Source organism: Bradyrhizobium sp. STM 3809 (assembly GCF_000239795.1).
Lineage (GTDB): Bacteria > Pseudomonadota > Alphaproteobacteria > Rhizobiales > Xanthobacteraceae > Bradyrhizobium.
This window is the reverse complement of sequence record NZ_CAFJ01000226.1, coordinates 1-20,170: the sequence shown is the minus strand read 5'-3', so window position 1 is coordinate 20,170 and position 20,170 is coordinate 1. Positions and strand designations below refer to the sequence as shown.

18 protein-coding genes are annotated in these 20,170 nt (G+C 67.0%); 16 read left to right on the top strand and 2 right to left on the bottom strand.

Going from position 1 to position 20,170, the window contains the following annotated elements:
* Positions 1 to 426: 426 nt before the first annotated feature.
* From BRAS3809_RS12380 to BRAS3809_RS12350, 7 genes are all read left to right on the top strand, one after another.
* The gene (locus BRAS3809_RS12380; protein WP_008962434.1) at positions 427 to 2,352 is read left to right on the top strand and encodes a DUF47 family protein; all 1,926 of its coding nucleotides are present in this window, start codon (positions 427 to 429) and stop codon (positions 2,350 to 2,352) included.
* A gap of 11 nt (positions 2,353 to 2,363) precedes the next feature.
* The gene (locus BRAS3809_RS12375) at positions 2,364 to 3,986 is read left to right on the top strand and encodes a PEP/pyruvate-binding domain-containing protein (protein WP_008962433.1); all 1,623 of its coding nucleotides are present in this window, start codon (positions 2,364 to 2,366) and stop codon (positions 3,984 to 3,986) included.
* 270 nt (positions 3,987 to 4,256) lie between these two features.
* Entirely contained in the window at positions 4,257 to 5,045 is a 789-nt protein-coding gene (locus tag BRAS3809_RS12370) for a FadR/GntR family transcriptional regulator (protein WP_008962432.1), read from the top strand.
* On the top strand, positions 5,039 to 6,016 hold the full coding sequence (locus tag BRAS3809_RS12365) for a sialic acid TRAP transporter substrate-binding protein SiaP (RefSeq protein WP_008962431.1): 978 nt from the start codon (positions 5,039 to 5,041) through the stop codon (positions 6,014 to 6,016). The genes BRAS3809_RS12370 and BRAS3809_RS12365 overlap by 7 nt, the downstream gene beginning before the upstream one ends.
* 84 nt (positions 6,017 to 6,100) lie before the next feature.
* On the top strand, positions 6,101 to 6,679 hold the full coding sequence (locus tag BRAS3809_RS12360; RefSeq protein ID WP_008962430.1) for a TRAP transporter small permease: 579 nt from the start codon (positions 6,101 to 6,103) through the stop codon (positions 6,677 to 6,679).
* Between the two features lie 5 nt (positions 6,680 to 6,684).
* A complete protein-coding gene (locus BRAS3809_RS12355) occupies positions 6,685 to 8,091 on the top strand; it encodes a TRAP transporter large permease (protein ID WP_035656183.1) in 1,407 nt (468 codons plus the stop codon).
* Positions 8,088 to 9,137, top strand: coding sequence for an L-idonate 5-dehydrogenase (locus BRAS3809_RS12350; protein ID WP_008962428.1), 1,050 nt, complete (start codon positions 8,088 to 8,090; stop codon positions 9,135 to 9,137). The genes BRAS3809_RS12355 and BRAS3809_RS12350 overlap by 4 nt, the downstream gene beginning before the upstream one ends.
* A gap of 33 nt (positions 9,138 to 9,170) precedes the next feature.
* On the opposite strand, the gene BRAS3809_RS12345 is transcribed toward BRAS3809_RS12350, so the two are convergent.
* Entirely contained in the window at positions 9,171 to 10,118 is a 948-nt protein-coding gene (locus BRAS3809_RS12345; protein WP_008962427.1) for a LysR family transcriptional regulator, read from the bottom strand.
* A gap of 97 nt (positions 10,119 to 10,215) precedes the next feature.
* Here BRAS3809_RS12345 and BRAS3809_RS12340 point away from each other — a divergent pair, with 97 nt between their 5' ends.
* From BRAS3809_RS12340 to BRAS3809_RS12300, 9 genes are read left to right on the top strand one after another with little or no spacing between them, the layout of a single operon-like run.
* Entirely contained in the window at positions 10,216 to 11,082 is an 867-nt protein-coding gene (locus BRAS3809_RS12340) for a dioxygenase family protein (RefSeq protein ID WP_502685665.1), read from the top strand.
* Entirely contained in the window at positions 11,079 to 12,149 is a 1,071-nt protein-coding gene (locus tag BRAS3809_RS12335) for a maleylacetate reductase (protein ID WP_008962425.1), read from the top strand. Before BRAS3809_RS12340 ends, BRAS3809_RS12335 begins: the two co-directional genes overlap by 4 nt.
* A 42-nt stretch (positions 12,150 to 12,191) precedes the next feature.
* The gene (locus tag BRAS3809_RS12330; RefSeq protein ID WP_008962424.1) at positions 12,192 to 13,472 is read left to right on the top strand and encodes an ABC transporter substrate-binding protein; all 1,281 of its coding nucleotides are present in this window, start codon (positions 12,192 to 12,194) and stop codon (positions 13,470 to 13,472) included.
* 24 nt (positions 13,473 to 13,496) lie between these two features.
* The gene (locus BRAS3809_RS12325) at positions 13,497 to 14,216 is read left to right on the top strand and encodes an ABC transporter ATP-binding protein (protein WP_008962423.1); all 720 of its coding nucleotides are present in this window, start codon (positions 13,497 to 13,499) and stop codon (positions 14,214 to 14,216) included.
* Complete coding sequence (locus BRAS3809_RS12320) at positions 14,216 to 14,923, top strand: ABC transporter ATP-binding protein (protein WP_008962422.1); 708 nt, start codon at positions 14,216 to 14,218, stop codon at positions 14,921 to 14,923. The genes BRAS3809_RS12325 and BRAS3809_RS12320 overlap by 1 nt, the downstream gene beginning before the upstream one ends.
* Entirely contained in the window at positions 14,920 to 15,783 is an 864-nt protein-coding gene (locus BRAS3809_RS12315) for a branched-chain amino acid ABC transporter permease (protein WP_008962421.1), read from the top strand. Before BRAS3809_RS12320 ends, BRAS3809_RS12315 begins: the two co-directional genes overlap by 4 nt.
* Before the next feature lie 11 nt (positions 15,784 to 15,794).
* Entirely contained in the window at positions 15,795 to 16,856 is a 1,062-nt protein-coding gene (locus tag BRAS3809_RS12310; RefSeq protein WP_008962420.1) for a branched-chain amino acid ABC transporter permease, read from the top strand.
* A gap of 30 nt (positions 16,857 to 16,886) precedes the next feature.
* On the top strand, positions 16,887 to 18,644 hold the full coding sequence (locus tag BRAS3809_RS12305) for an FAD-dependent oxidoreductase (RefSeq protein WP_008962419.1): 1,758 nt from the start codon (positions 16,887 to 16,889) through the stop codon (positions 18,642 to 18,644).
* A gap of 18 nt (positions 18,645 to 18,662) precedes the next feature.
* Entirely contained in the window at positions 18,663 to 19,550 is an 888-nt protein-coding gene (locus BRAS3809_RS12300; protein ID WP_008962418.1) for an intradiol ring-cleavage dioxygenase, read from the top strand.
* A 10-nt stretch (positions 19,551 to 19,560) separates the two neighbouring features.
* Here BRAS3809_RS12300 and BRAS3809_RS12295 read toward each other — a convergent pair.
* A partial coding sequence (locus BRAS3809_RS12295) for a TRCF domain-containing protein (RefSeq protein ID WP_035656181.1) occupies positions 19,561 to 20,170 on the bottom strand: 610 nt, incomplete at its 5' end.

Sequence of the window (20,170 nt, the reverse complement as noted above, 5' to 3'; positions counted from 1 at the left end):
GTCCGTGCCAAAACTGCGCTTCTTAGTTCTGGGGTATGCGGGGAGAGCCACACCGCCGAAACCACAGTCAACCGTCAACGAGCGGTCGATCCAGACGGCTGGGCGGCCGAAGCTCGAGAAGGGCTTCAATCCGCTGACGACCATCCTCTTCCTCGGCCGTAGCATGTCCTTATCGGCGAGCGGGCGCTCGCGGACGCTCAAGTCGCAGGGTCCTTGCCTCCCGGTCCGAGGTCAGGTTCGCACCGCTGCGGATAGCACAGCGCGGACGACGATGAGCAACGAGCTCCGCAGACACTTCGGCGCATTTTATGATCTCGGGGCAACCGCTGGCAGCGATGCTCATGTGACAATTCGATGAATGATCCAGCGCAAATACTCTTCATCTGCCGCTGCTACCACCGCGCCGAGCAACCGTGACAGGGGCCTATGAAGACTGAAATCGTCAGAGAGCTCGGACAAGCCGACATCCTGCTGCCGCGGCTGGTCGCCGAAGGATTGGCCGCCAACGACCGCATCAAGCTCCGCCTCAGCGCGCTGCAGGCCGCCGTGCAGCACGCGCGAGATCCACGCAGCGACGTGCCCGATCTCACCATGGAGAGCCGCGCGGCCGGACTCGCGCCCGCGGCGCTTGTGACTCTCATCGGCGGCGCCCATCTCGCTGGCCAAGACAAGGTGGTCGCGCCGGGCCTCGCGCCTCACCTGAAGGGTATCGAGAGCGACATCCTCGCAATGATCAGCGCCGTCGCCGCAGGCGATGCCGCGAGCGGCCAGCACTTCGACAAACGCCTTGCGTCAATCCGCGGCGCCGGCCATCTCGACGCGACGCCGGAGATCGAGATCGCCCGTATCGGCCGCTTGACGGGTGTCGATCATGACGGGCCGGACAGTCTGCATCGGCTCGTGATGGACCTGCACAAGGCGCTGAACCGCCTGGCGGCGAGTCATTCCGAGCAGGTCATCGCCGGCGCCCATGTCTTCGGCGTGCAGGAGGGCGATCGCGCGCCGATCGAGAGTTTCATGCGCGGCCTCGGCGAGACGCGGCCGCTCAAGTTCAACCATCCCGGGCTCGACGCCACTGCGATCCGCGCCGGCGATCGCCTCGTGATCCAGAACGACATCGGCACCACCGACGCGCATGTCATCGTCATCGTCGTCACCGCGAGTACAGTGACGATCACCTATACCGATGTTCACCTGGCGCGCGCCAAATTCTTCGTGTCGCTGTTCGAGGGGCGTGCGCTGAAATGGAGCGGCCTCGACAAGCATGCCGCCGCCGGACTCGAGGACGAGAGCACCTTCTATCTCGTCACCGGATCCCATGAGTATGGCGGTCCCGACGACCGCGACGATCTGCTTGCGGCGATCGGCGCGTCGCTGGTGTTCCTGATCGACTGGAACAAGGCGCGCAAGCTGCTGCGCAGCTGGGTCGCCAAGACTGATGCGGTCCGCATCCTGGAATGGGCGGCGCGGCAGCGCATCGGTCACCGCGGCTTCCTGGAACTCGGCGGCAACGAGCTGCTGGGCGCCGCCGTGCGCAGCGCGGCGCCGACGCGCATCGGCTTCGGCGAGCGACTCGACCAGGTGCTGGGGCGCGAGGCCGCGATCAGCTTTCTCAGGGCCTGTCTGCAGATCTCGACCGAGGCGCTGCTGGCGGGACAGTCGTCGCGGCTGGCGCGCGACCGCATCGGCGCCGATCTCGTCAGGCATCTCGACCGCGTCGACAGCGGCCTGCTCGCCATGGTGCTCCGGCAGATCGGCCTGGCGCGCGACGTTGCGGCGCTGGTCCAGCAGGCCCTGGCGATGAGCGAGCCGGATCCTATGGCGGTCAAGCAGCTCGCGGAGCGCGCCGGCCGCATCGAGCAGAAGGCCGACAGGATCGCGATCGAGGCGCGGACCGAGATCACCCGGCTGAATGCGAGGCCCGTCATCGGCGATCTCGTCGACCGGGTCGAGCAGGCGATCGACGAGCTGGAGCAGGCGGCATTCATCGCGTCGCTGACACCGGCCCCGATGAAGCCCGAGATCGGCTCCGCGCTGCAGGCGCTCGCCGCCGTCGGCGTGGCCGCAACCGAGCATGCCGCCGCCGGCCTCGCCGCCGCGGCCGAGGTCCAAGAGGGGCGCCGCGCCGATTCCGAGGACGCATTGGCCGCGGTTGCGCGGCTGATGGATGCCGAGCATCAGGCTGACGCCAGCGAGCGCCAGATCACGGCGCGTGTGTTCTCCGGCGGCCTCGACGTGACGGCCTCGCTCGCGGCGCTGGAGCTTGCCCGCGCGATCGAGCGCGCGACCGACTGCCTGGCGAGCTTCGGCCATCTGCTGCGGCGCTACACGATGAGCGATCTCTCGGCCTGAGGAATGATGTGATGACGATCGTACGAATTGGCGATGGAAGGCGTGAGCTGCCGGGTGCCGAAGAGGTCGGCGCGAAGGCCGCCAATCTCGCCCGCATGGCGGCGCTCGATCTGCCGGTGCCGGCCGCCTTCGTGCTGCCGGTGCAGCTCTGTGCCGACGTGGTCGCCGGCAAGAGCCATGCGACGCGACAGCTCGCCGACGGCCTGAAGGAGGGCATCGCCTATCTCGAACGGGCGACCGGCAGAACCTTCGGCTGCTCGCGCAATCCGCTGCTGGTCTCGGTGCGGTCCGGCGCGGCGCGCTCGATGCCGGGCATGCTGGACACCGTGCTCAATGTCGGCTGCACCTCGCGCGCGGTGCGCGGCCTGGTGCGCGCCACTGGCCGGCCGCGACTGGCGTGGGACTGCCGCCGGCGGCTGCTCGAGAGCTACGCGGAGACCGTGCTCGGGATGGATCCCGCGCCGCTCGCCGAGCGGTTGAGCCAGCTGATCGCGGCCGAGGACGTCGCCAACGAGCGCGAGCTCGACAGTGAGGCGCTCGAACGGCTGGCTCTCGACGAGCGCCGGCTGCTGGAGGATTCCGACGACGACGGCTGGCTCGAAGATGCCGCGGTTCAGCTCGAACGCTCGGCGCGGGCGGTCTATCGCTCCTGGACCAGCGAGCGGGCGCGCACCTATCGCAGGCTGCAGGGTCTCGAGCATCTCCAGGGCACGGCGGTGACCGTGCAGGCGATGGTGTTCGGCAATGGCGGCACCTCGTCGGGGGCGGGCGTTGCGTTCTCGCGCGATCCGTCGACCGGCAACGATGCGCCGGTCATCGACGTGCTGTTCGATTCGCAGGGCGAGGACGTGGTCTCCGGCCGGCGGACGCCGCAGACCGAAGCCGCGCTGTCGCGGGCGCTGCCGGATGTCGCGCAGCAATTGCGCGCGACGCTCAAGCGGCTGGAGGGCGAATTCCGTGAGGTGCAGGACGTCGAGTTCACCATCGAGGAAGGTCGGTTGTGGATCCTGCAGACGCGCGCAGCCAAGCGCACGCCGCGCGCGGCGCTTCGCATTGCCGTCGACCTGGTGCATGAGGGGCTGATCACGCCGCAGCAGGCGCTTGACCGCACCGAAAGCCTCGATCTCGACGCGCTCAATGAAACCTCGTTCGTTGCGAGCGGGCCGGCTGCAGCCGTCGGCGTCGCGGCCTCCGGCGGCGTCGCGACCGGTCGGGCAGCTTTCGACAGCATAGCCGCCGAGCGGCTTGCTGCCGCGGGCGACTCCGTGATCCTGATCCGCCATGATACCAGCACCGCCGACATCGCCGGTTTTGCGGCGGCCTCGGGAATCGTCACCGCCGTCGGCGCGCGCACGGCGCATGCTTCGCTCGTGGCCCGTCAGATGGGCAAGCCGTGCGTGGTGGGATGCGCTGCGATCCGAGTCGACCGCGACGCCCTTCAGGCGCGCATCGGCGAGGACATCATCGCGCCGGGGGACTGGATCACCGTCGACGGCAATGCTGGCTGCGTCTATCTCGGCCGCGGCGACATCGTCGTGCAACGGCCCGAAGCCGAGATTGCGCAACTGTCGGCATGGCGCCAGTCGCGCGACGGCGGTGTTGAAGTCCGCATCGCGTCCGCTCCAGCCGCCTGACCGACCGTAAGGGAATGCACAGGGGAAACAGCAATCGACATGAATGGAGGGCGGCTGGCCGCTAGGAGACCGGCAGATTCGAAGGCGTGTGAAAGTCTGAGTAGGCTTCACGAGAATTCTCCAGCGTGTTGGCGGCATCGGTCACCCGCAAAGACAGCTTCTCGTACGCTGGTCACCGCCACCGCTTGACTCGGTCATCGAGTTCCATCACTGTTTCGGACAATTGGTCAGGCCAATTGGCCAAAACGCACCATCCCGGGAGAGAACGCATTGCCTCTAGAAGCGGTGGAAGCGCGGCGTCTCTACCGCCAGGTCGCGGATCAGCTCCGCACGCTGATCGACGGCGGCGAGTTTCCGGTCGGCAGCCGCCTGCCGACCGAGCGCGAGCTTGCCGAACAATTGCGGGTCTCGCGCCCGACCGTGCGTGAGGCCCTGATCGCGCTCGAGGTCGAAGGCAGGGTCCGCATCCGCGTCGGCTCCGGCATCTACGTCATCGAGCCGACTGCGCCCGCGTTCACGGCGCCGGCCTCCACCATCATCGAAGGGCCGTTCGAACTGCTGCGCGCCCGCGAGTTCATTGAAGGCGCGATCGCCGGCGAGGCCGCGCGGCGCGCGACAGCCGAGGATATCGCGCGCATCGAGGCCGCGCTCGCGGCCATGACCACGGCCGATCATCCGAGCGAAGCCTTGATGGTGCACGATCGCGCCTTTCACATCGCGGTGGCCGAATGCCTGGGAAACGCCGTGCTGACGCGCGTCGTCGGCGAACTGTTCGACCAGCGCCTCAATCCCTATTTCACGAAGCTGGCGACGTATTTTGAAAATCCGAATTCATGGCGGACGGCGCATGCCGAGCACCAGGAGATTCTCCGCGCCATCGCGGCGCACGATCCCGAGCGCGCTTGCGCCGCGATGAGCGGCCACCTCGCACGCTCGCAAGCCCGGTTCGCGCAGAGCTTCGGTGCGGAAGCGGTCGCGGCGCCCGGCCGCAAGGCGGATGATACCGAGTCAAGAACGAGAAAGAACAGAAACAAGCCAGGGAGGAAAATCAAATGCTGAAGAAGATCGCCATTCTTGCCATCGCGGCCACCGCGATGCTCGCCGCCACAGGGGCGCCCGGGCGGGCTCAGACCAAGCTGAAATGGGCCCATGTCTACGAGACGTCGGAGCCGTTCCACACCGCGTCGGTGTGGGCCGCGCAGGAGATCGGCAAGCGCACCAACGGCCGCTACCAGATCGACGTCTATCCGGCTTCGCAGCTCGGCAAGGAGACCGACATCAACCAGGGCCTGTCGCTGGGCTCGGTCGACATCATCATCTCGGGCTCGAGCTTCGCCGCGAAGGCCTATCCGCCGATCGGCGTGACCTACTATCCCTATACGTTCCGCGACGCGGATCATCTGCTCGCCTACACCAAGAGCGACGTCTTCAAGGAGCTCGCCAAGGGCTACGAGGACAAGAGCGGCCACCACATCGTGGCGGTCACCTATTACGGCGTGCGCCAGACGTCCTCGAACAAGCCGATCAAGTCGTGCGCCGACATGAAGGGCCTGAAGATCCGGGTGCCCGACGTCCCGGCCTATCTTGCGATGCCGCGCGCCTGCGGCGCCAACACCGCGCCGATCGCCTTCGCCGAGGTCTACCTCGCGCTTCAGAACGGCACCGTGGAGGCGCAGGAGAACCCGCTGACGACGATCGAGGCCAAGAAGTTCTACGAGGTGCAGAAGTACATCGTGCTGACCGGACACATCGTCGATCACCTCAACACCGTCATCGCCGGCGGCCTCTGGAAGAAGCTGAGTGAAGAGGACCGCAAGATATTCACCGAGGTGGCGCAGGAGGCGGCCGCCAAGGCGACCGAGGAGATCAAGGCCAAGGAGGCCAAGCTGGTGACCTTCTTCAAGGACAAGGGATTGACCGTCACGGAGGTCAACAAGGACGAGTTCCGCGACACGGTGATGAAGGCCATCAGCTTCGAGAGCTTCGACTATCGCAAGTCGGACTGGGATCGCATCCAGGCCATCAAGTAGCTCCGATGGAGTCCGTCCTTCCGACCGTCTCGGCCGGAAGGACGAAACCCCCGCCCTCTATCGTCTCAGGGTCAAGGAAGTCCCATGTCCACGGCTGAATTGCATCGGCGGATCACGGCCGATGAGATTGCGCATACCTTTGAAGAGAGCGAGCCGGTCACCGCCGACCTCAGCCCTTATGCCGCCGAAGACTGGCTGGCATTGGCGATCTTCTGGATCATGGCGCTCTGCGTGTTCCTGCAGTTCTTCACGCGCTACGCGCTCAACGACAGCTACGCCTGGACCGAGGAGATCGCGACATACTGCCTGATCGCGGTGGTGTTCGTGGGATCGGCGATGTGCGTCCGGCTGTCGCGGCACATCCAGGTCGATCTCCTGTTCCGCTATCTGCCGCATCTTCCCGCGCGCGTCCTCTCCACCGCAATCGACGCCATCCGGATCGCCTTCTTCGCCTACGCGGTCAAGCTGATCTGGGTCTTCATCGATGTGATCGGCGACGAGCGGATGACGACGATCAAGTTTCCCAAGAAGTACGTCTACTATTTCGTGCTTTTCGGCTTCGTGCTGATGAGCCTGCGTTCGGTCCAGGTTGCGATCCAGAACTGGCGTCGCGGCTACTCCATTCTCGAGCGCCCCGGCGCTTTCGACGGTACGGAGGCTTGAGCATCATGCTGCTGCTGCTCGGATCGTTTCTCGTCCTGATGCTCGTCGGCCTGCCGGTGGCGCTGGCCATGGCCGCCGCCTCGCTGCTCTATATCCTCGTCACCGGCATCACGCCCGACGTCACGCTGGCGCAGCGCATGATCGCCGGGGTGGAGAGCTTCCCGCTGCTGGCCGTGCCGTTCTTCATCCTCGCCGGCAACCTCATGAACATCGCGGGCGTGACCGGCCGCATCTACCGGTTTGCCGTCGCGCTGGTGGGGTGGATGCGTGGCGGCCTCGGCCATGTCAACATCATCGGCTCGGTGATCTTCTCAGGCATGTCCGGCACGGCCATCGCGGATGCCGCGGGCCTCGGAACCATCGAGATCAAGGCGATGAAGGATCACGGCTACTCGACGGAGTTTTCCGTCGGCGTGACGGCCGCGTCCGCGACGCTCGGTCCGATCATCCCGCCGTCGCTGCCCTTCGTGATCTACGGCATGATGGCGAATGTCTCGATCGGCGCGCTGTTTCTGGGCGGTGTCATTCCGGGCGCCGTGATGACGCTCGCCATGATGGCCACGGTGGCCTATTTCGCCCACAAGAACGGCTGGGGCAGCGACTCGCCGTTCTCCTGGCAGCAACTCGGCTCCGCGGCGCTCGAGATCGTCGTCGTTCTGGCGTTCCCGCTGGCCGTCTGGCTGCTCGTGCAGGCCGGTCTCTCGGTCAACCTGGCTGCGGGACTCTGTCTCGCCGTACTGCTGGCGCTCGATTGGTACTTCGATTTCTCGGCCGTGATGGCGCTGATGGCGCCGGTGATCCTGATCGGCGGCATGACGCTGGGCTGGTTCACGCCGACGGAAGCCGCCGTGGCCGCCGTCATCTGGTCGCTGTTCCTGGGTCTCGTGCGCTATCGCACGATGAATGTCCGCACCGTGGCGAAGGCGACCTTCGACACCATCGAGACCACCGCCTCGGTTCTGTTCATCGTCACGGCCGCCTCGATCTTCGCCTGGCTCCTGACGGTGTCGCAGGCCGCGCAGATCCTGACCGATACGATGCTCGGCATCACCCACAACAAATGGGTGTTCCTGCTGCTCGCCAACATCCTGATCCTGTTCGTCGGCTGCTTCATCGACACGATCGCGGCGATCACCATCCTGGTGCCGATCCTGCTGCCCATCGTGCTCAAGCTCGGCATCGATCCGATTCATTTCGGCTTGATCATGACGCTCAACCTGATGATCGGCCTGTTGCATCCCCCGCTGGGGATGGTGCTGTTCGTGCTGGCGCGCGTCTCGAAGCTGTCCGTGGAGCGCACGACGATGGCGATCCTTCCCTGGCTGGTCCCGCTCCTGATCGCGCTGATCGCCATCACCTACATTCCGGACATCACGCTGGGGCTGCCGAAATACATGGGACTCGTAAAATGACCACGATGAGCTTTGCCGCCACGCTGTTCGGCCCCGAGGACCTGCGCATCGTCGAGCGACCGCTCGAGCCGCTGGCCGAGGGCATGGTGCGGATCCGCTTCGGTGCCGGCGGAATCTGCGGCTCCGACATGCACTATTTCCGCCACGCCCGGACCGGCGACTTCGTCGTGACGTCGCCGCTGGTGCTCGGTCACGAGATCGCGGGCGAGGTGGTGGAGATCGCGGGAGCCGCACCGGGCGTGACGGTCGGAGACCGCGTCGCCGTGAACCCGTCGCGCTGGTGCGGACATTGCGGGCCGTGCCGCGAGGGCCGCCTGAACCTGTGCGAGAACATCTTCTTCATGGGCTCGGCGTCCAAGACTCCGCACATGGCGGGGGGCTTCGCCAGCTATTTCGAAGCCACGCCGGCGCAATGCGTGAAGATCGCCGATCACGTCAGCTATCAGGCCGCGGCCCTGGCCGAACCGCTGGCGGTCTGCCTGCACGCGGCGGCGCGCGCCGGCGACATCAGGGGCAAGCGCGCCGTCGTGTTCGGCGCCGGCCCGATCGGGCTGCTCACCATGCTCGCGGCCCGCCGCGCCGGCGCTGCGGAGCTGACAGTCGTCGACATCGCGCCGGCGCCGCTGGCCTTTGCCAGCCGGCTCGGCGCCGATCATGTGTTCGACATCGCCGGCGGCGACGCTGCTCTGAAGGCCCAGGCCGCCGTAGCCCCGTTCGACGTCGCTTTCGAAGTGTCAGGAACGGCGGCCGGGCTCGCCGGCGCGATCGGCATCGTCAGGCGCGGCGGCGTGGTGGTGCAAATCGGCAATCTGCCGGGCGGCCAGATCCCGACGCCGTCCAATGCGGTGATGGCCAAGGAGATCGACCTGCGCGGATCGTTCCGCTTCAGCCTGGAGTTCATGACCGCGGTCGAACTGATCGGCGATGGCGCCGTCGACGTGCTCGGCCTGGTCACGGCGGAGCGTCCGCTCCGCTCCGCGCCCGACGCGCTGCGGCTGGCGCTCGACCGCTCGCAAAGCGTCAAAGTGGTGTTGACCGCGCAGTGATGCGCCGCGCCTGGGCGGGAAGGGGGGCCGGCATCAGCCCTTCCAGATCACCGACTGCTCGTGACGGCGGATCAGTTCTGCCAGATCCGCAAAGCCCTTCGCGACGGATTCGGAAAAGGCCGTCACCGCCGGCGATTGCGGGCTGCCCGCGAGCCGGAGAATGCCGAGCGCGCGGTCCGGATGCGGCACGCGCAGCGGCAGCGCCGTGATCTCGCGCTCCCGGCGATAGGCGAAGACGACGCCGTGCGGCAGGATGGTGAGCGCGTCGGTCCGCTTCAGATAGTTCATGGCGCTCGCCAGCGACCCGCCGACATAGGGCACGCTGACGCCGGTCGAGCCGAACGACAGCAGCAGCGCGCGCATGTCGGCCTGCAGCGGACTGTTCGGCGGCGGCCCGATCCATGGGTAGTCCAGGATTTCCGGGCCCTTCAGCTTGCGCTTCATCAGCAGCGGGTGGGTGACGCGGCAGGCGACGACGTTGCGTCCGGGCAGGATGGATTGAAACTCGAGATCGTTGCCGTCGAGCACATCGACCGGGCAGATCGCGAGATCGATGCGGTCGGCCCGGATCGCATCCTGCAGGTCCGGCATGTAGCCATAGCTCTGGATCACCCGGACGTCCGGACGGGCATTGTGGAACTCGGCGATCAGGCCGGAGATCAGGCCATCCATGAAGAACGGCGTGCCGGCAACACGGACGGTGCCGGCCAGCCCGTGGCGGAAATTGTCGATCAGCTCGGAGGCCTTGCGCGAGGCGAGCAGCATGGCCTGGCCGTGATCGGCGAGCGCCCGGCCGAACGGGGTCGGGCGCAGCGGCCGGCGGCCTTTCACGAACAGCGGCCCGCCGAGCCGCTTTTCCAGGGCGGCAAGCGTGCGCGAGACGGCCGGCTGCGTCATCCCGAGCAGCGCGGCGCCCTCCGTGACGCCGCCGGCATTGATGACGGCCGCGAGCTGAACCAGGTGGCGTTCGTCGATCTTCATAGCGATCTGCTATATTATCCCGCGCAGAAATCATCAACGCCCGGGCCGGGCGCTGCTACCTTTCCACGAAACAGGACAATGTTTCCGGGGAGGGACGATGCGGCAGGATCTGCCCATCGATCGCGGCGGCGAGCGGCCGGGCGAGGCTATGGTGGAGCGCATCGCGCGGGCCGGGAGCGGCCGGCTGGCGACGGGCATGATCGCCATCGTTGGCCACATCCATCAGCTGATCCGCGAAGTTCGTCCGACCAGGGCCGAGTGGCGCGAGGCCATGGCCTATCTGGCGGCCGTCGGCGACGCCACCACCGACAATCGTCAGGAATGGGTGCTGCTGTCCGATCTGATCGGCGCGACCGCGCTGGTCGAGGATATCAACAGCCGCCGGCCGCCCGGCGCCACGCCGAACGCGCCGCGCGGACCATTCTATCGCGCCGATGCGCCGCGGCGGCCCAATGGGGCGAACATCTCTCTCGACGGGGTTGGCGAGCCGCTCGCGGTCGCGGGCAGGGTGGTCGACCTCGACGGCCATCCGATTGCCGGCGCCATCGTCGAGACCTGGCAGGCCAACGGGCAGGGCTTCTTCGAGAACCAGCAGCCGGACGAGCAGCCCGACTGCAATCTGCGCGGCATCTTCACGACGGACGCGAACGGCGCGTTCGACTATCTCAGCGTGAAGCCGGCGAGCTACGCGGTGCCGGTCGACGGTCCCGCGGGCCGGCTGCTCGGCCAGCTCGGCTGTCCGCTGCGGCGCCCGGCCAGCATTCATTTCATCGTCTCGGCCGAGGGCTTCGAGCCGATCACCACCCAGCTGTTCGATCGCGCCGATGCGACCGAAGACGCGCTGCATTGCGTAAAGCCGAGCCTGCTCGCCGATTTCAAGCCGACCCGGCGCAAGGACGTGCCCTGGAGCCTCGCCTTCACCTTCGTGATGGCGCGCGCGCCGAAGACGCGGAGCGTGACATGACCAGCACCCGCGCCTTCATCTTTCCAGGCATTCGCTCCCGCGTCGTGTTCGGCGCCGGCACGCTGTCGCAGCTCGCGCCCGAGATGGAACGGCTCGGCCGCAAGCGCGCGCTGCTGCTGGCGACGCCGCAGCAGCGCAATGACGTCGATGCGCTCGCCGACCGGCTTGGCAGCGCCACGGCCGGCGTCTTCGCCGGCGCCGTCATGCACACGCCGGTCGACGTCACCCGCGAGGCCGTTGCGGCCTACGCGCAGAGCGGGGCCGATTGCGTGATCGCGCTCGGCGGCGGCTCGTCGATCGGGCTCGGCAAGGCGATCGCGCTGCGTACCGGCGCCGACCAGATCGCGATCCCGACCACCTATGCCGGATCGGAAATGACCGACATCCTCGGCGAGACCAGCGCCGGCGAGAAGACCACGCGGCGCGATCCGGCGATCCTGCCGGAGACGGTGATCTACGATGTCGATCTCACATTGAGCCTGCCGAAGGAGATGACGGTCGCCTCCGGACTGAACGCGATTGCGCACGCGGCGGAGGCGCTCTATGCGCCGGATCGCAATCCGATCCTGTCGCTGATGGCGGCGGATGCCGTCAGGGCGTTTGCGGCGGCATTGCCGGTGCTGGTCGCCGATCCCTTCGATCGCGGCGCGCGCGCCGATGCGCTTTACGGCGCCTGGCTCTGCGGGGCTGTGCTCGGTGGCGCCTCGATGTCGCTGCATCACAAGCTCTGTCACACGCTGGGCGGCAGCTTCGACACGCCGCATGCGCAGACGCATGCCATCCTGCTGCCGCACACGATCGGGTTCAACGCCGCGGTGGCCGGCGATCTTCTGGCGCCGATCTCCGCTGCGCTCGGCGGTGCCACGCCCGGCAAGGCGCTGCATCGCTTCGCGGCGCGGCTTGGTGCGCCGACGCGGCTGAGGGATTTCGGCCTCACCGAGGCCGACCTGGACCGCGCAGCCGCGATCGCCGTCAAGAATACCTACGCCAATCCGCGCGCCTTCGGGCAGGCGGAGATCCGGGCGCTGCTGCAGGACGCGTGGGCCTGCACAGAACCACCGCTCTAGAACGATCGTTGAGTCAAAAAAGTAAATCAGGGAGGACACGATATGATCACGCGACGAACGCTCCTCGGCACGGCCGCGATGGGCGGCCTGCTCTCCGCCACCGACACGATCTTCAAGCCCGCGCTCGCGGCCGGCAAGGCGGCGAAGATCGGCTATGTCAGCCCGCAGAGCGGCCCGCTCGCGGCCTTCGCCGAGGCCGACAAGTTCATCATCGACGGCTTCAACGCCGCGGCAAAGGCGGCCGGCCTGCAGGTTCAGGTCGTGGTCAAGGACAGCCAGTCCAATCCCAACCGCGCCGCCGAGGTCGCCAAGGAGCTGATCGTCAGCGACAAGGTCAACCTGATGCTCGTCGCCTCGACACCCGAGACCACCAATCCGGTGTCGACGACGTGCGAGTCCGAAGGCCTGCCCTGCATCTCCACCGTGGCGCCGTGGCAGCCCTGGTTCATCGGCCAGCAGGGCAACCCCGGCGATCCCGCGTCGTGGAAGCCGTTCAGCTCGAGCTATCACTTCTTCTGGGGCCTCGAGGACGTCATCGCCGTCTTCACCAACATGTGGGCGCAGCTGTCGACCAACAAGCAGGTCGGCGGTCTCTTTCCCAATGACGGCGACGGCAATGCCTGGGGCGATGCGAAGGTCGGCTTCCCGCCGGTGCTGACCGAGAAGGGCTACAAGCTGATCGATCCCGGCCGCTACCAGAACCTGTCGGACGACTTCTCCGCGCAGATCAACGCCTTCAAGTCGGGCAATGTCGAGGTCATCACCGGCGTGATGATCCCGCCGGATTTCACCACGTTCTGGAACCAGGCCAAGCAGAAGGGCTTCACGCCGAAGATCGCCTCGATCGGCAAGGCGCTGCTGTTCCCGCAAGCCGTCGAGGCACTCGGCAAGCAGGGGCACAACCTGTCCTCCGAAGTGTGGTGGACACCGAGCCATCCGTTCAAGTCGTCGCTGACAGGCGCCTCGGCCAAGGAGCTCGCCGACGGCTTCACCGCCGCGACCAAGCGGCCATGGACGCAGCCGATCGGCTTCGTGCACGCCCTGTTCGAGATCGCGGCCGATGTGCTGAAGCGCGTCGACGATCCGACCAATGCCGACAAGATGATTGCGGCGGTCGCGGCCACCAAGCTCGACACCATCGTCGGCCCGATCGCGTGGAACGGCGCCAAGCTGCCGCCCTTTGCCGCCAAGAATGTCTGCAAGACGCCGCTGGTCGGCGGCCAGTGGCGGCTCAAGGATGGCGGCGGCTACGATCTCGTCATCACCGACAACAAGACCGCGCCCAACATTCCCGCGGGCGGGAAGATGGAGCCGATCGCCTGACGATCGCTACGCGGAGCATCCGACGTGCCCATCCTCGAGCTTGATCATGTCGCCAAGCGGTTCGGCGCGTTGAAGGTCACGGATGACGTGACCTTCGACGTCGCGCCGGGCGAGGCGCTGGGCATCATCGGACCGAACGGCGCCGGCAAGTCGACGCTGTTCAACCTGATCACCGGCAATCTGCGCGTCGACGCCGGCCGCGTGTCGTTCGACGGCGTCGACGTCACGCGGATGCCGCCGATGGCGCGCTGTCATGCCGGGGTCGGCCGCACGTTCCAGATCCCGCAGCCGTTCGAGAAGCTCACCGTGTTCGAGAACCTTGTGGTGGCAGCCAGCATGGGATCGCGCAAGGCGGAGTCCGAGGTCACCGACCGCTGCGCCGAGATCCTGGTGCAGACCGGACTGATCGACCGCGCCAACACGCTGGCCGGCGGCCTCGGCCTCCTGCAGCGCAAGCGGCTCGAGCTCGCGCGCGCGCTGGCGACGGATCCGAAGCTCCTGCTGCTCGACGAGATTGCCGGCGGCCTCACCGAGGCGGAGTGTCGCACACTGGTGGAGACGATCAGCGGCATCCACGCCTCGGGTGTCACCATCGTCTGGATCGAGCACGTGCTGCATGCGCTGAACGCGGTGGTGCAGCGGCTGCTGGTGCTCAATTTCGGCAGGGTCATCGGCATCGGCAAACCCGAGGAGATCATGGCGTCGAGCGCCGTGCGTGAGATCTATCTGGGGATCGAGGTGTGATGGCGCTGCTCGAAACCCATGGGCTCACCGCCTTCTACCGCGACTTCCAGGCGCTGTTCGGCGTTGACTTGTCGCTGGAGGCGGGCGAGACGATTGCCATCGTCGGCGCCAACGGCGCCGGCAAGTCGACCCTGATGCGCTCGATCTCGGGCGTGCTGCGCAACGGTGCCGATCAGATCCTGTTCGAGGGCCGTCCGATCGGCGCATTGACCGCGCCTGACGTGATGAGCCTCGGCATCGCGATGGTGCCGGAGGGGCGCAAGCTGTTCCCGTCGCTCTCGGTCGAGGAGAACCTGCTGATCGGCCGCTATGGCCGGGCGACGAAGGGGCCATGGTCGCTCGAGACGATCTATCGGATGTTCCCGGTGCTGAAGGAGAGGCGCAACACGCCAGGCACGGCGCTGTCCGGCGGCCAGCAGCAGATGGTCGCCATCGGCCGCGCCTTGATGTCGAACCCGCGTGTTCTGCTGTGCGACGAGCTCAGCCTCGGGCTCGCGCCGATCATCATCCGCGACATCTACGCAGCCTTTCCGGCGATCCGCGACAGCGGCGCCTCCATCGTCATCGTCGAGCAGGATATCGGTCAGGCGATGAAGGTCGCCGATCGGCTGTACTGCATGATGGAGGGCCGCGTGACCTTGAGCGGACGCCCCGCGGAGCTGAGCCGCGAGGCGATCCACGCCGCGTATTTCGGAGCGCATGCATGAGCTGGGCGGACACCATCCTGCAGGGCGTGCTGCTCGGCGGCCTCTATGCGCTGTTCGCCGCCGGACTGTCGCTGGTGTTCGGCATCATGCGGCTGGTGAACCTCGCGCATGGCGATCTGATCGTGCTCGCGGCGTATCTGATCCTTGTACTGGTCAGCGGACTCGGCCTGCATCCGTTTCTCGCCGTGCTGATCGCGATGCCGCTGATGTTCGGCATCGGCTGGCTGCTGCAGGCCTATGTCCTCAACCGCACGCTCGGCCCGGACATCCTGCCGCCGCTGCTCGTCACTTTCGGGCTCTCGGTGGTGCTGCAGAATGGCTTGCTGCAAGCTTATTCCGCCGACAGCCGCCGCATCCCCTCGGGCTCGCTGGAGACTGCGTCTGTCGCGCTCGGCCCGTTCAACGTCGGCGTCATGCCGATGCTGACCTTCGCCTCGGCGGTCGCCGTGATCCTGATCCTGAACCGCGTGCTCTACGGCACCGAGCTCGGCCGCGCCTTCCGCGCGACCTCGGACGACGCTGTGACCGCCGGGCTGATGGGCATCCGGCCCAACCGGACCTTTGCGGTTGCGACGGGCATTGCGATGGCGATCGTGGCCATCGCCGCGGTGTTTCTCGGCACGCGCGCCAATTTCGACCCGACGATCGGTCCGGCGCGCCTGATCTACGCCTTCGAGGCGGTGATCATGGGCGGGCTCGGCTCGCTCTGGGGCACGCTGGCCGGCGGCGTCGTGCTCGGCGTGGCGCAGACCATCGGCGGCGCGGTCAATCCGGAATGGCAGATCCTCGCCGGCCATATCGCCTTCGTGCTGGTGCTGCTGGTCCGCCCGCGCGGCTTCTTCCCGCGTGCGGTCGACTAGGAGGCAGGCCGATGCACGGACGAACCATTCCCTGGCGTGTCGAGACGAGGACCAAGGCCTCGACCGTCTTTGCCGTGCTCGCGGCGATGATCATCGTCGTCGGCGTGGTCGCGCCGGCCTATCTGCCGCGCGCGACCTTGCAGGACCTGTTCTTCATCCTGACCATGCTGGTGCTGGCGCAGAGCTGGAACCTGCTCGCGGGCTATGCCGGTCTCGTCTCCGTCGGCCAGCAGGCCTTCGTCGGCCTCGGCGCCTACGCGATGTTTGCCGGTGTCGTGCTGCTCAAGCTCGATCCGCTCGTCGCGATCCTGCTCGGCGGTGCAGCTGCCGCGCTGCTCGCCATTCCCGCCGGCTTCTTCGCCTTCCGCCTGCAGGGCGCCTATTTCGCCATCGGCACCTGGGTCGTCGCCGAGATCGTCCGGCTGCTCATCGCGCAATGGAAGACGCTCGGCGGCGGCACCGGCACGTCGCTGCCGGGCGCGGCGACGCGCGCGATGTTCGGCACCGATCTCGTGCAGCGCCTGATGGGTGTGCGGCCGGCGCAGGCCGTGGACATCATCTGCTACTGGCTGGCGCTGCTGCTGGCGGTGGCGACGATCTTCACGGTCTATCGCCTGCTGCGCTCGCGCCACGGCCTCGCGCTCGCCTCCGTCCGAGACAATCAGGAGGCGGCGCGCGCGGTCGGCATCGACGCGCGGCGGCTGAAGGCTATGGTCTATCTGACCAGCGCGGCCCTGACCGGTCTCGTCGGCGCGCTGATCTATGTGCAGAAGGCTCGGATCTCGCCGGACGCAGCGTTCTCGGTCATCGACTGGACGGCCTATGTGATCTTCATCGTCGTCATCGGCGGCATCGGCACCATCGAGGGGCCGATCGTCGGCGTGCTGATCTTCTTCGCACTTCAGAAGCTGCTCGCCGATTTCGGCTCGCTCTATCTTCTCGCCCTCGGCCTGATCGGCATCGTCATCATGCTGTTCGCGCCGCAAGGCCTGTGGGGCCTGTTCGCAAGCCGGACCGGCATCCAGCTGCTTCCGGTCCGCCGCTTGTTGCGCGGCGGATCCCTCGACACCTGACAACCGACAATGAACGACAGGGAGGGCCCGATGGCCGACATCACGACAGACGTTCTCATCATCGGCACCGGGCCGGCCGGCTCGGCCGCCGCAGCGCTGCTGTCCACCTATGGGGTCGAGAACATGGTGGTCAACCGCTATCGCTGGCTGGCCAACACGCCGCGCGCCCATATCACCAACCAGCGCACCATGGAGGTGCTGCGCGACCTTGGCCGCGATGTCGAGGACGAGGCCTACATGTTTGCTTCGCAGCAGGACATCATGGGCGAGAACGTGTTCTGCACCTCGCTCGCGGGCGAGGAGATCGGCCGGCTCAGGACCTGGGGCAACCACCCGCTGTCGCGCGCCGAGCACCAGCTGTCGTCGCCCTCGAAGATGAACGACCTGCCGCAGACCTACATGGAGCCGCTGCTGTTCAAGACAGCCTGCTCGCGCGGCACGCAGGCGCGGATGTCGACGGTGTATGAGAGCCACGTCCAGGACGACGACGGCGTCACCACCACGCTGCTCGACCGCCTGACCGGAAAGACCTTCACGGTGCGCTCCAAATACCTGATCGGTGCCGACGGCGGCAACTCGCTGGTGGCCCAGCATGCCGGCCTGCCGTTCGAGGGCAAGATGGGCGTCGGCGGCTCGATGAACATCCTGTTCAAGGCGGACCTGTCGCGCTACGTCGCGCACCGGCCCTCGGTGCTCTATTGGGTGGTGCAGCCCGGCGCCGATGTCGGCGGCATCGGCATGGGGCTGGTCCGCATGGTCCGGCCCTGGAACGAATGGCTGATCGTGTGGGGCTATGACATCAACCAGCCGGCGCCCGAGGTCGACGAGGCCTTCGCGGTGAAGGTCGCCCGCGACCTCGTCGGCGACCAGGAGCTTCAGGTCGAGCTGCAATCGGTCTCGACCTGGACCGTCAACAACATGTATGCAACACGGAGCTCGCACGGCCGCGTGTTCTGCATGGGCGATGCGATTCACCGCCACCCGCCGTCGAACGGCCTCGGCTCGAACACCTCGATCCAGGACGCCTTCAACCTGGCCTGGAAGCTCGCCTACGTCATCAAGAACCGCGCCGGGCCGAAGCTGCTCGACAGCTACACGGTCGAGCGCGCCCCGATCGCCAAGCAGATCGTGACCCGCGCCAACAAGTCGATCGAGGAGTTCGGCCCGATCTTCCAGGCGCTCGGACTGCTCGACTCGATCGATCCGGTGAAGATGCAGCAGAACATGGATGCGCGCTGCGACCGCACCGAGGACGCCGAGCGGCAGCGCGCAAGGATCCGCGAGACTATCGCCAGCAAGGTCTATGAGTTCGACGCCCATGGCGTCGAGATGAACCACCGCTACCGCTCCGACGCCATCGTGACCGATGGGCAGGCGGAGCCGGCGTTCACCCGGGATCCCGAGCTGCACTTCCAGCAGACGACCTGGCCCGGCGCACGCCTGCCGCATGCCTGGCTGTTCAGCAAGGACGGCGGCACCAAGATCTCGACGCTCGACCTCGCCGGCCACGGCAACTTCACGGTGCTGACCGGCATCGGCGGCGAGGCCTGGGCGGCCGCCGCCAAGACGCTCGGCCACGAGCTCGGCATAGGGATCGACGCGCATGTCATCGGGCCGCGTCAGGCCTGGCAGGATCTGACCGGCGACTGGGCGCGCCTGCGCGAGGTGCGGGACGGCGGCATCGTGCTGACGCGTCCGGACCAGCACGTATGCTGGCGGCGCGAGGCGATGGCCGGCGATCCGGTCGCGGAGCTGCGCCGCGTCCTCAAGCAGATTCTGGCGAACTGATCCTGAAAGGAAGGCTCCATGCACGATCATGAACAAGGCTATTTCACCGAGGAGAATTCCGCCGAGGTCGTGATCGGCCGCAACAGGAACGCCAAGGATGCGCGGCTGAAGGAGGTGATGGCCGTCATCATCCGCAAGCTGCACGAGGCGGTGAAGGAGATCGAGCCGAGCCAGCAGGAATGGTTCGAGGCGATCATGTTCCTCACCCGCACCGGGCAGATGTGCACCGACTGGCGGCAGGAGTTCATCCTGCTGTCGGACGTTCTCGGCGTCTCGATGCTGGTCGATGCGATCAACCATCGCAAGCCGGCCGGCGCCTCAGAGAGCACCGTGCTCGGGCCGTTCTACGTCCACGACGCGCCGCAGCTGCCGCTCGGCAGCAACATCTGCCTCGACCGCAAGGGCGAGGACATGGTCATTTCCGGCATCATCCGCGACACGCAGGGACGGCCGATCCCGAACGCCAAGCTCGATGTCTGGCAGACCAATGACGACGGCTTCTACGACGTGCAGCAGAAGGGCCTGCAGCCCAACTTCAACCTGCGCGGCGTGTTCCGCACCGACGAGGCGGGCCGCTACTGGTTCCGCGCCGTGAAGCCGCGCTTCTATCCGATCCCTGACGATGGTCCGGTCGGCCAGCTGCTGGGCAAGCTCGGCCGGCATCCCTACAGGCCGGCGCATCTGCACTTCATCATCTCGGCCGACGGGTTCGAGCCCCTGACCACGCACATCTTCGATCCTGACGATCGCTATATCGATTCCGATGCCGTGTTCGGCGTCAAGAAAAGCCTGCTCGCTACCTTCGAGAAGGTCGATAATCAGGAGCGGGCTCGGCAGTTGGAGTTTGCCAATCCGTTTTGGGAAACCCATTTCGATTTCACTCTCACGCCCCAACCGACGACGTGAGGCGAAGCGGTCATCTGCGAGACTGTCGCGGGCCACGGGTCGACGTCTTGCGCGGTGAGCTTGCGTTGGCCGGGTTAATCCCGGTCGTGCCAACGCGCTTGAGCGCTGCGAGGAAGCGGGCCGTCGCGGTCAGGATCCGGCCGGGGTGGATCTCGTGCTTGTAGACCAGCCGGGATCGCGCGCCGCCGGGCCGTCGTGGGCCGGCTGAGGTGGCGGGCCTCAGCCGCGCGGCGATGCCTGACGTTCCGACATCGAGGCGCGCGATGCCGAGGGCGCGGCAGTCGATGCCGATCCGGGCCGTTGCGATCAGATGGCTGGCCTCCGGCGGCAGCGGGCCGAACCGGAGCTGAATGTCGTCCTCGATCGCATCGACCTCCGCCGAGGTCTCCGCATGCGCGAGCTGCGCGTAGACTGCGAGCCGCGTGGCCTGGTCCGCCACGTAGCCCGGTGGCAGGAAGGCCGGAGCGTCGATGCGCAGCTCCGGAAACCACAGGTCGGCGGCGCGATGCGGTCGTCCTTGCAGCGCCCGCGACAGCAGCTCGTGATAGAGGGCGGGCCCGAAAATTTGGACATGACCGGCCTGTTGCTCGGACAGCAGATCGCCTGCACCACGCAGGTCG

What these genes read in the sequence shown, in the direction of transcription:
- BRAS3809_RS12360 (WP_008962430.1), top strand. Translation starts at nt 6,101, where the DNA reads ATGTCCACGGCTGAATTGCATCGGCGGATCACGGCCGATGAGATTGCG.
- BRAS3809_RS12345 (WP_008962427.1), bottom strand. Translation starts at nt 10,118, where the DNA reads ATGAAGATCGACGAACGCCACCTGGTTCAGCTCGCGGCCGTCATCAAT.
- BRAS3809_RS12320 (WP_008962422.1), top strand. Translation starts at nt 14,216, where the DNA reads ATGGCGCTGCTCGAAACCCATGGGCTCACCGCCTTCTACCGCGACTTC.
- BRAS3809_RS12300 (WP_008962418.1), top strand. Translation starts at nt 18,663, where the DNA reads ATGCACGATCATGAACAAGGCTATTTCACCGAGGAGAATTCCGCCGAG.
- BRAS3809_RS12355 (WP_035656183.1), top strand. Translation starts at nt 6,685, where the DNA reads ATGCTGCTGCTGCTCGGATCGTTTCTCGTCCTGATGCTCGTCGGCCTG.
- BRAS3809_RS12310 (WP_008962420.1), top strand. Translation starts at nt 15,795, where the DNA reads ATGCACGGACGAACCATTCCCTGGCGTGTCGAGACGAGGACCAAGGCC.
- BRAS3809_RS12340 (WP_502685665.1), top strand. Translation starts at nt 10,216, where the DNA reads ATGCGGCAGGATCTGCCCATCGATCGCGGCGGCGAGCGGCCGGGCGAG.
- BRAS3809_RS12305 (WP_008962419.1), top strand. Translation starts at nt 16,887, where the DNA reads ATGGCCGACATCACGACAGACGTTCTCATCATCGGCACCGGGCCGGCC.
- BRAS3809_RS12380 (WP_008962434.1), top strand. Translation starts at nt 427, where the DNA reads ATGAAGACTGAAATCGTCAGAGAGCTCGGACAAGCCGACATCCTGCTG.
- BRAS3809_RS12335 (WP_008962425.1), top strand. Translation starts at nt 11,079, where the DNA reads ATGACCAGCACCCGCGCCTTCATCTTTCCAGGCATTCGCTCCCGCGTC.
- BRAS3809_RS12365 (WP_008962431.1), top strand. Translation starts at nt 5,039, where the DNA reads ATGCTGAAGAAGATCGCCATTCTTGCCATCGCGGCCACCGCGATGCTC.
- BRAS3809_RS12330 (WP_008962424.1), top strand. Translation starts at nt 12,192, where the DNA reads ATGATCACGCGACGAACGCTCCTCGGCACGGCCGCGATGGGCGGCCTG.
- BRAS3809_RS12375 (WP_008962433.1), top strand. Translation starts at nt 2,364, where the DNA reads ATGACGATCGTACGAATTGGCGATGGAAGGCGTGAGCTGCCGGGTGCC.
- BRAS3809_RS12350 (WP_008962428.1), top strand. Translation starts at nt 8,088, where the DNA reads ATGACCACGATGAGCTTTGCCGCCACGCTGTTCGGCCCCGAGGACCTG.
- BRAS3809_RS12315 (WP_008962421.1), top strand. Translation starts at nt 14,920, where the DNA reads ATGAGCTGGGCGGACACCATCCTGCAGGGCGTGCTGCTCGGCGGCCTC.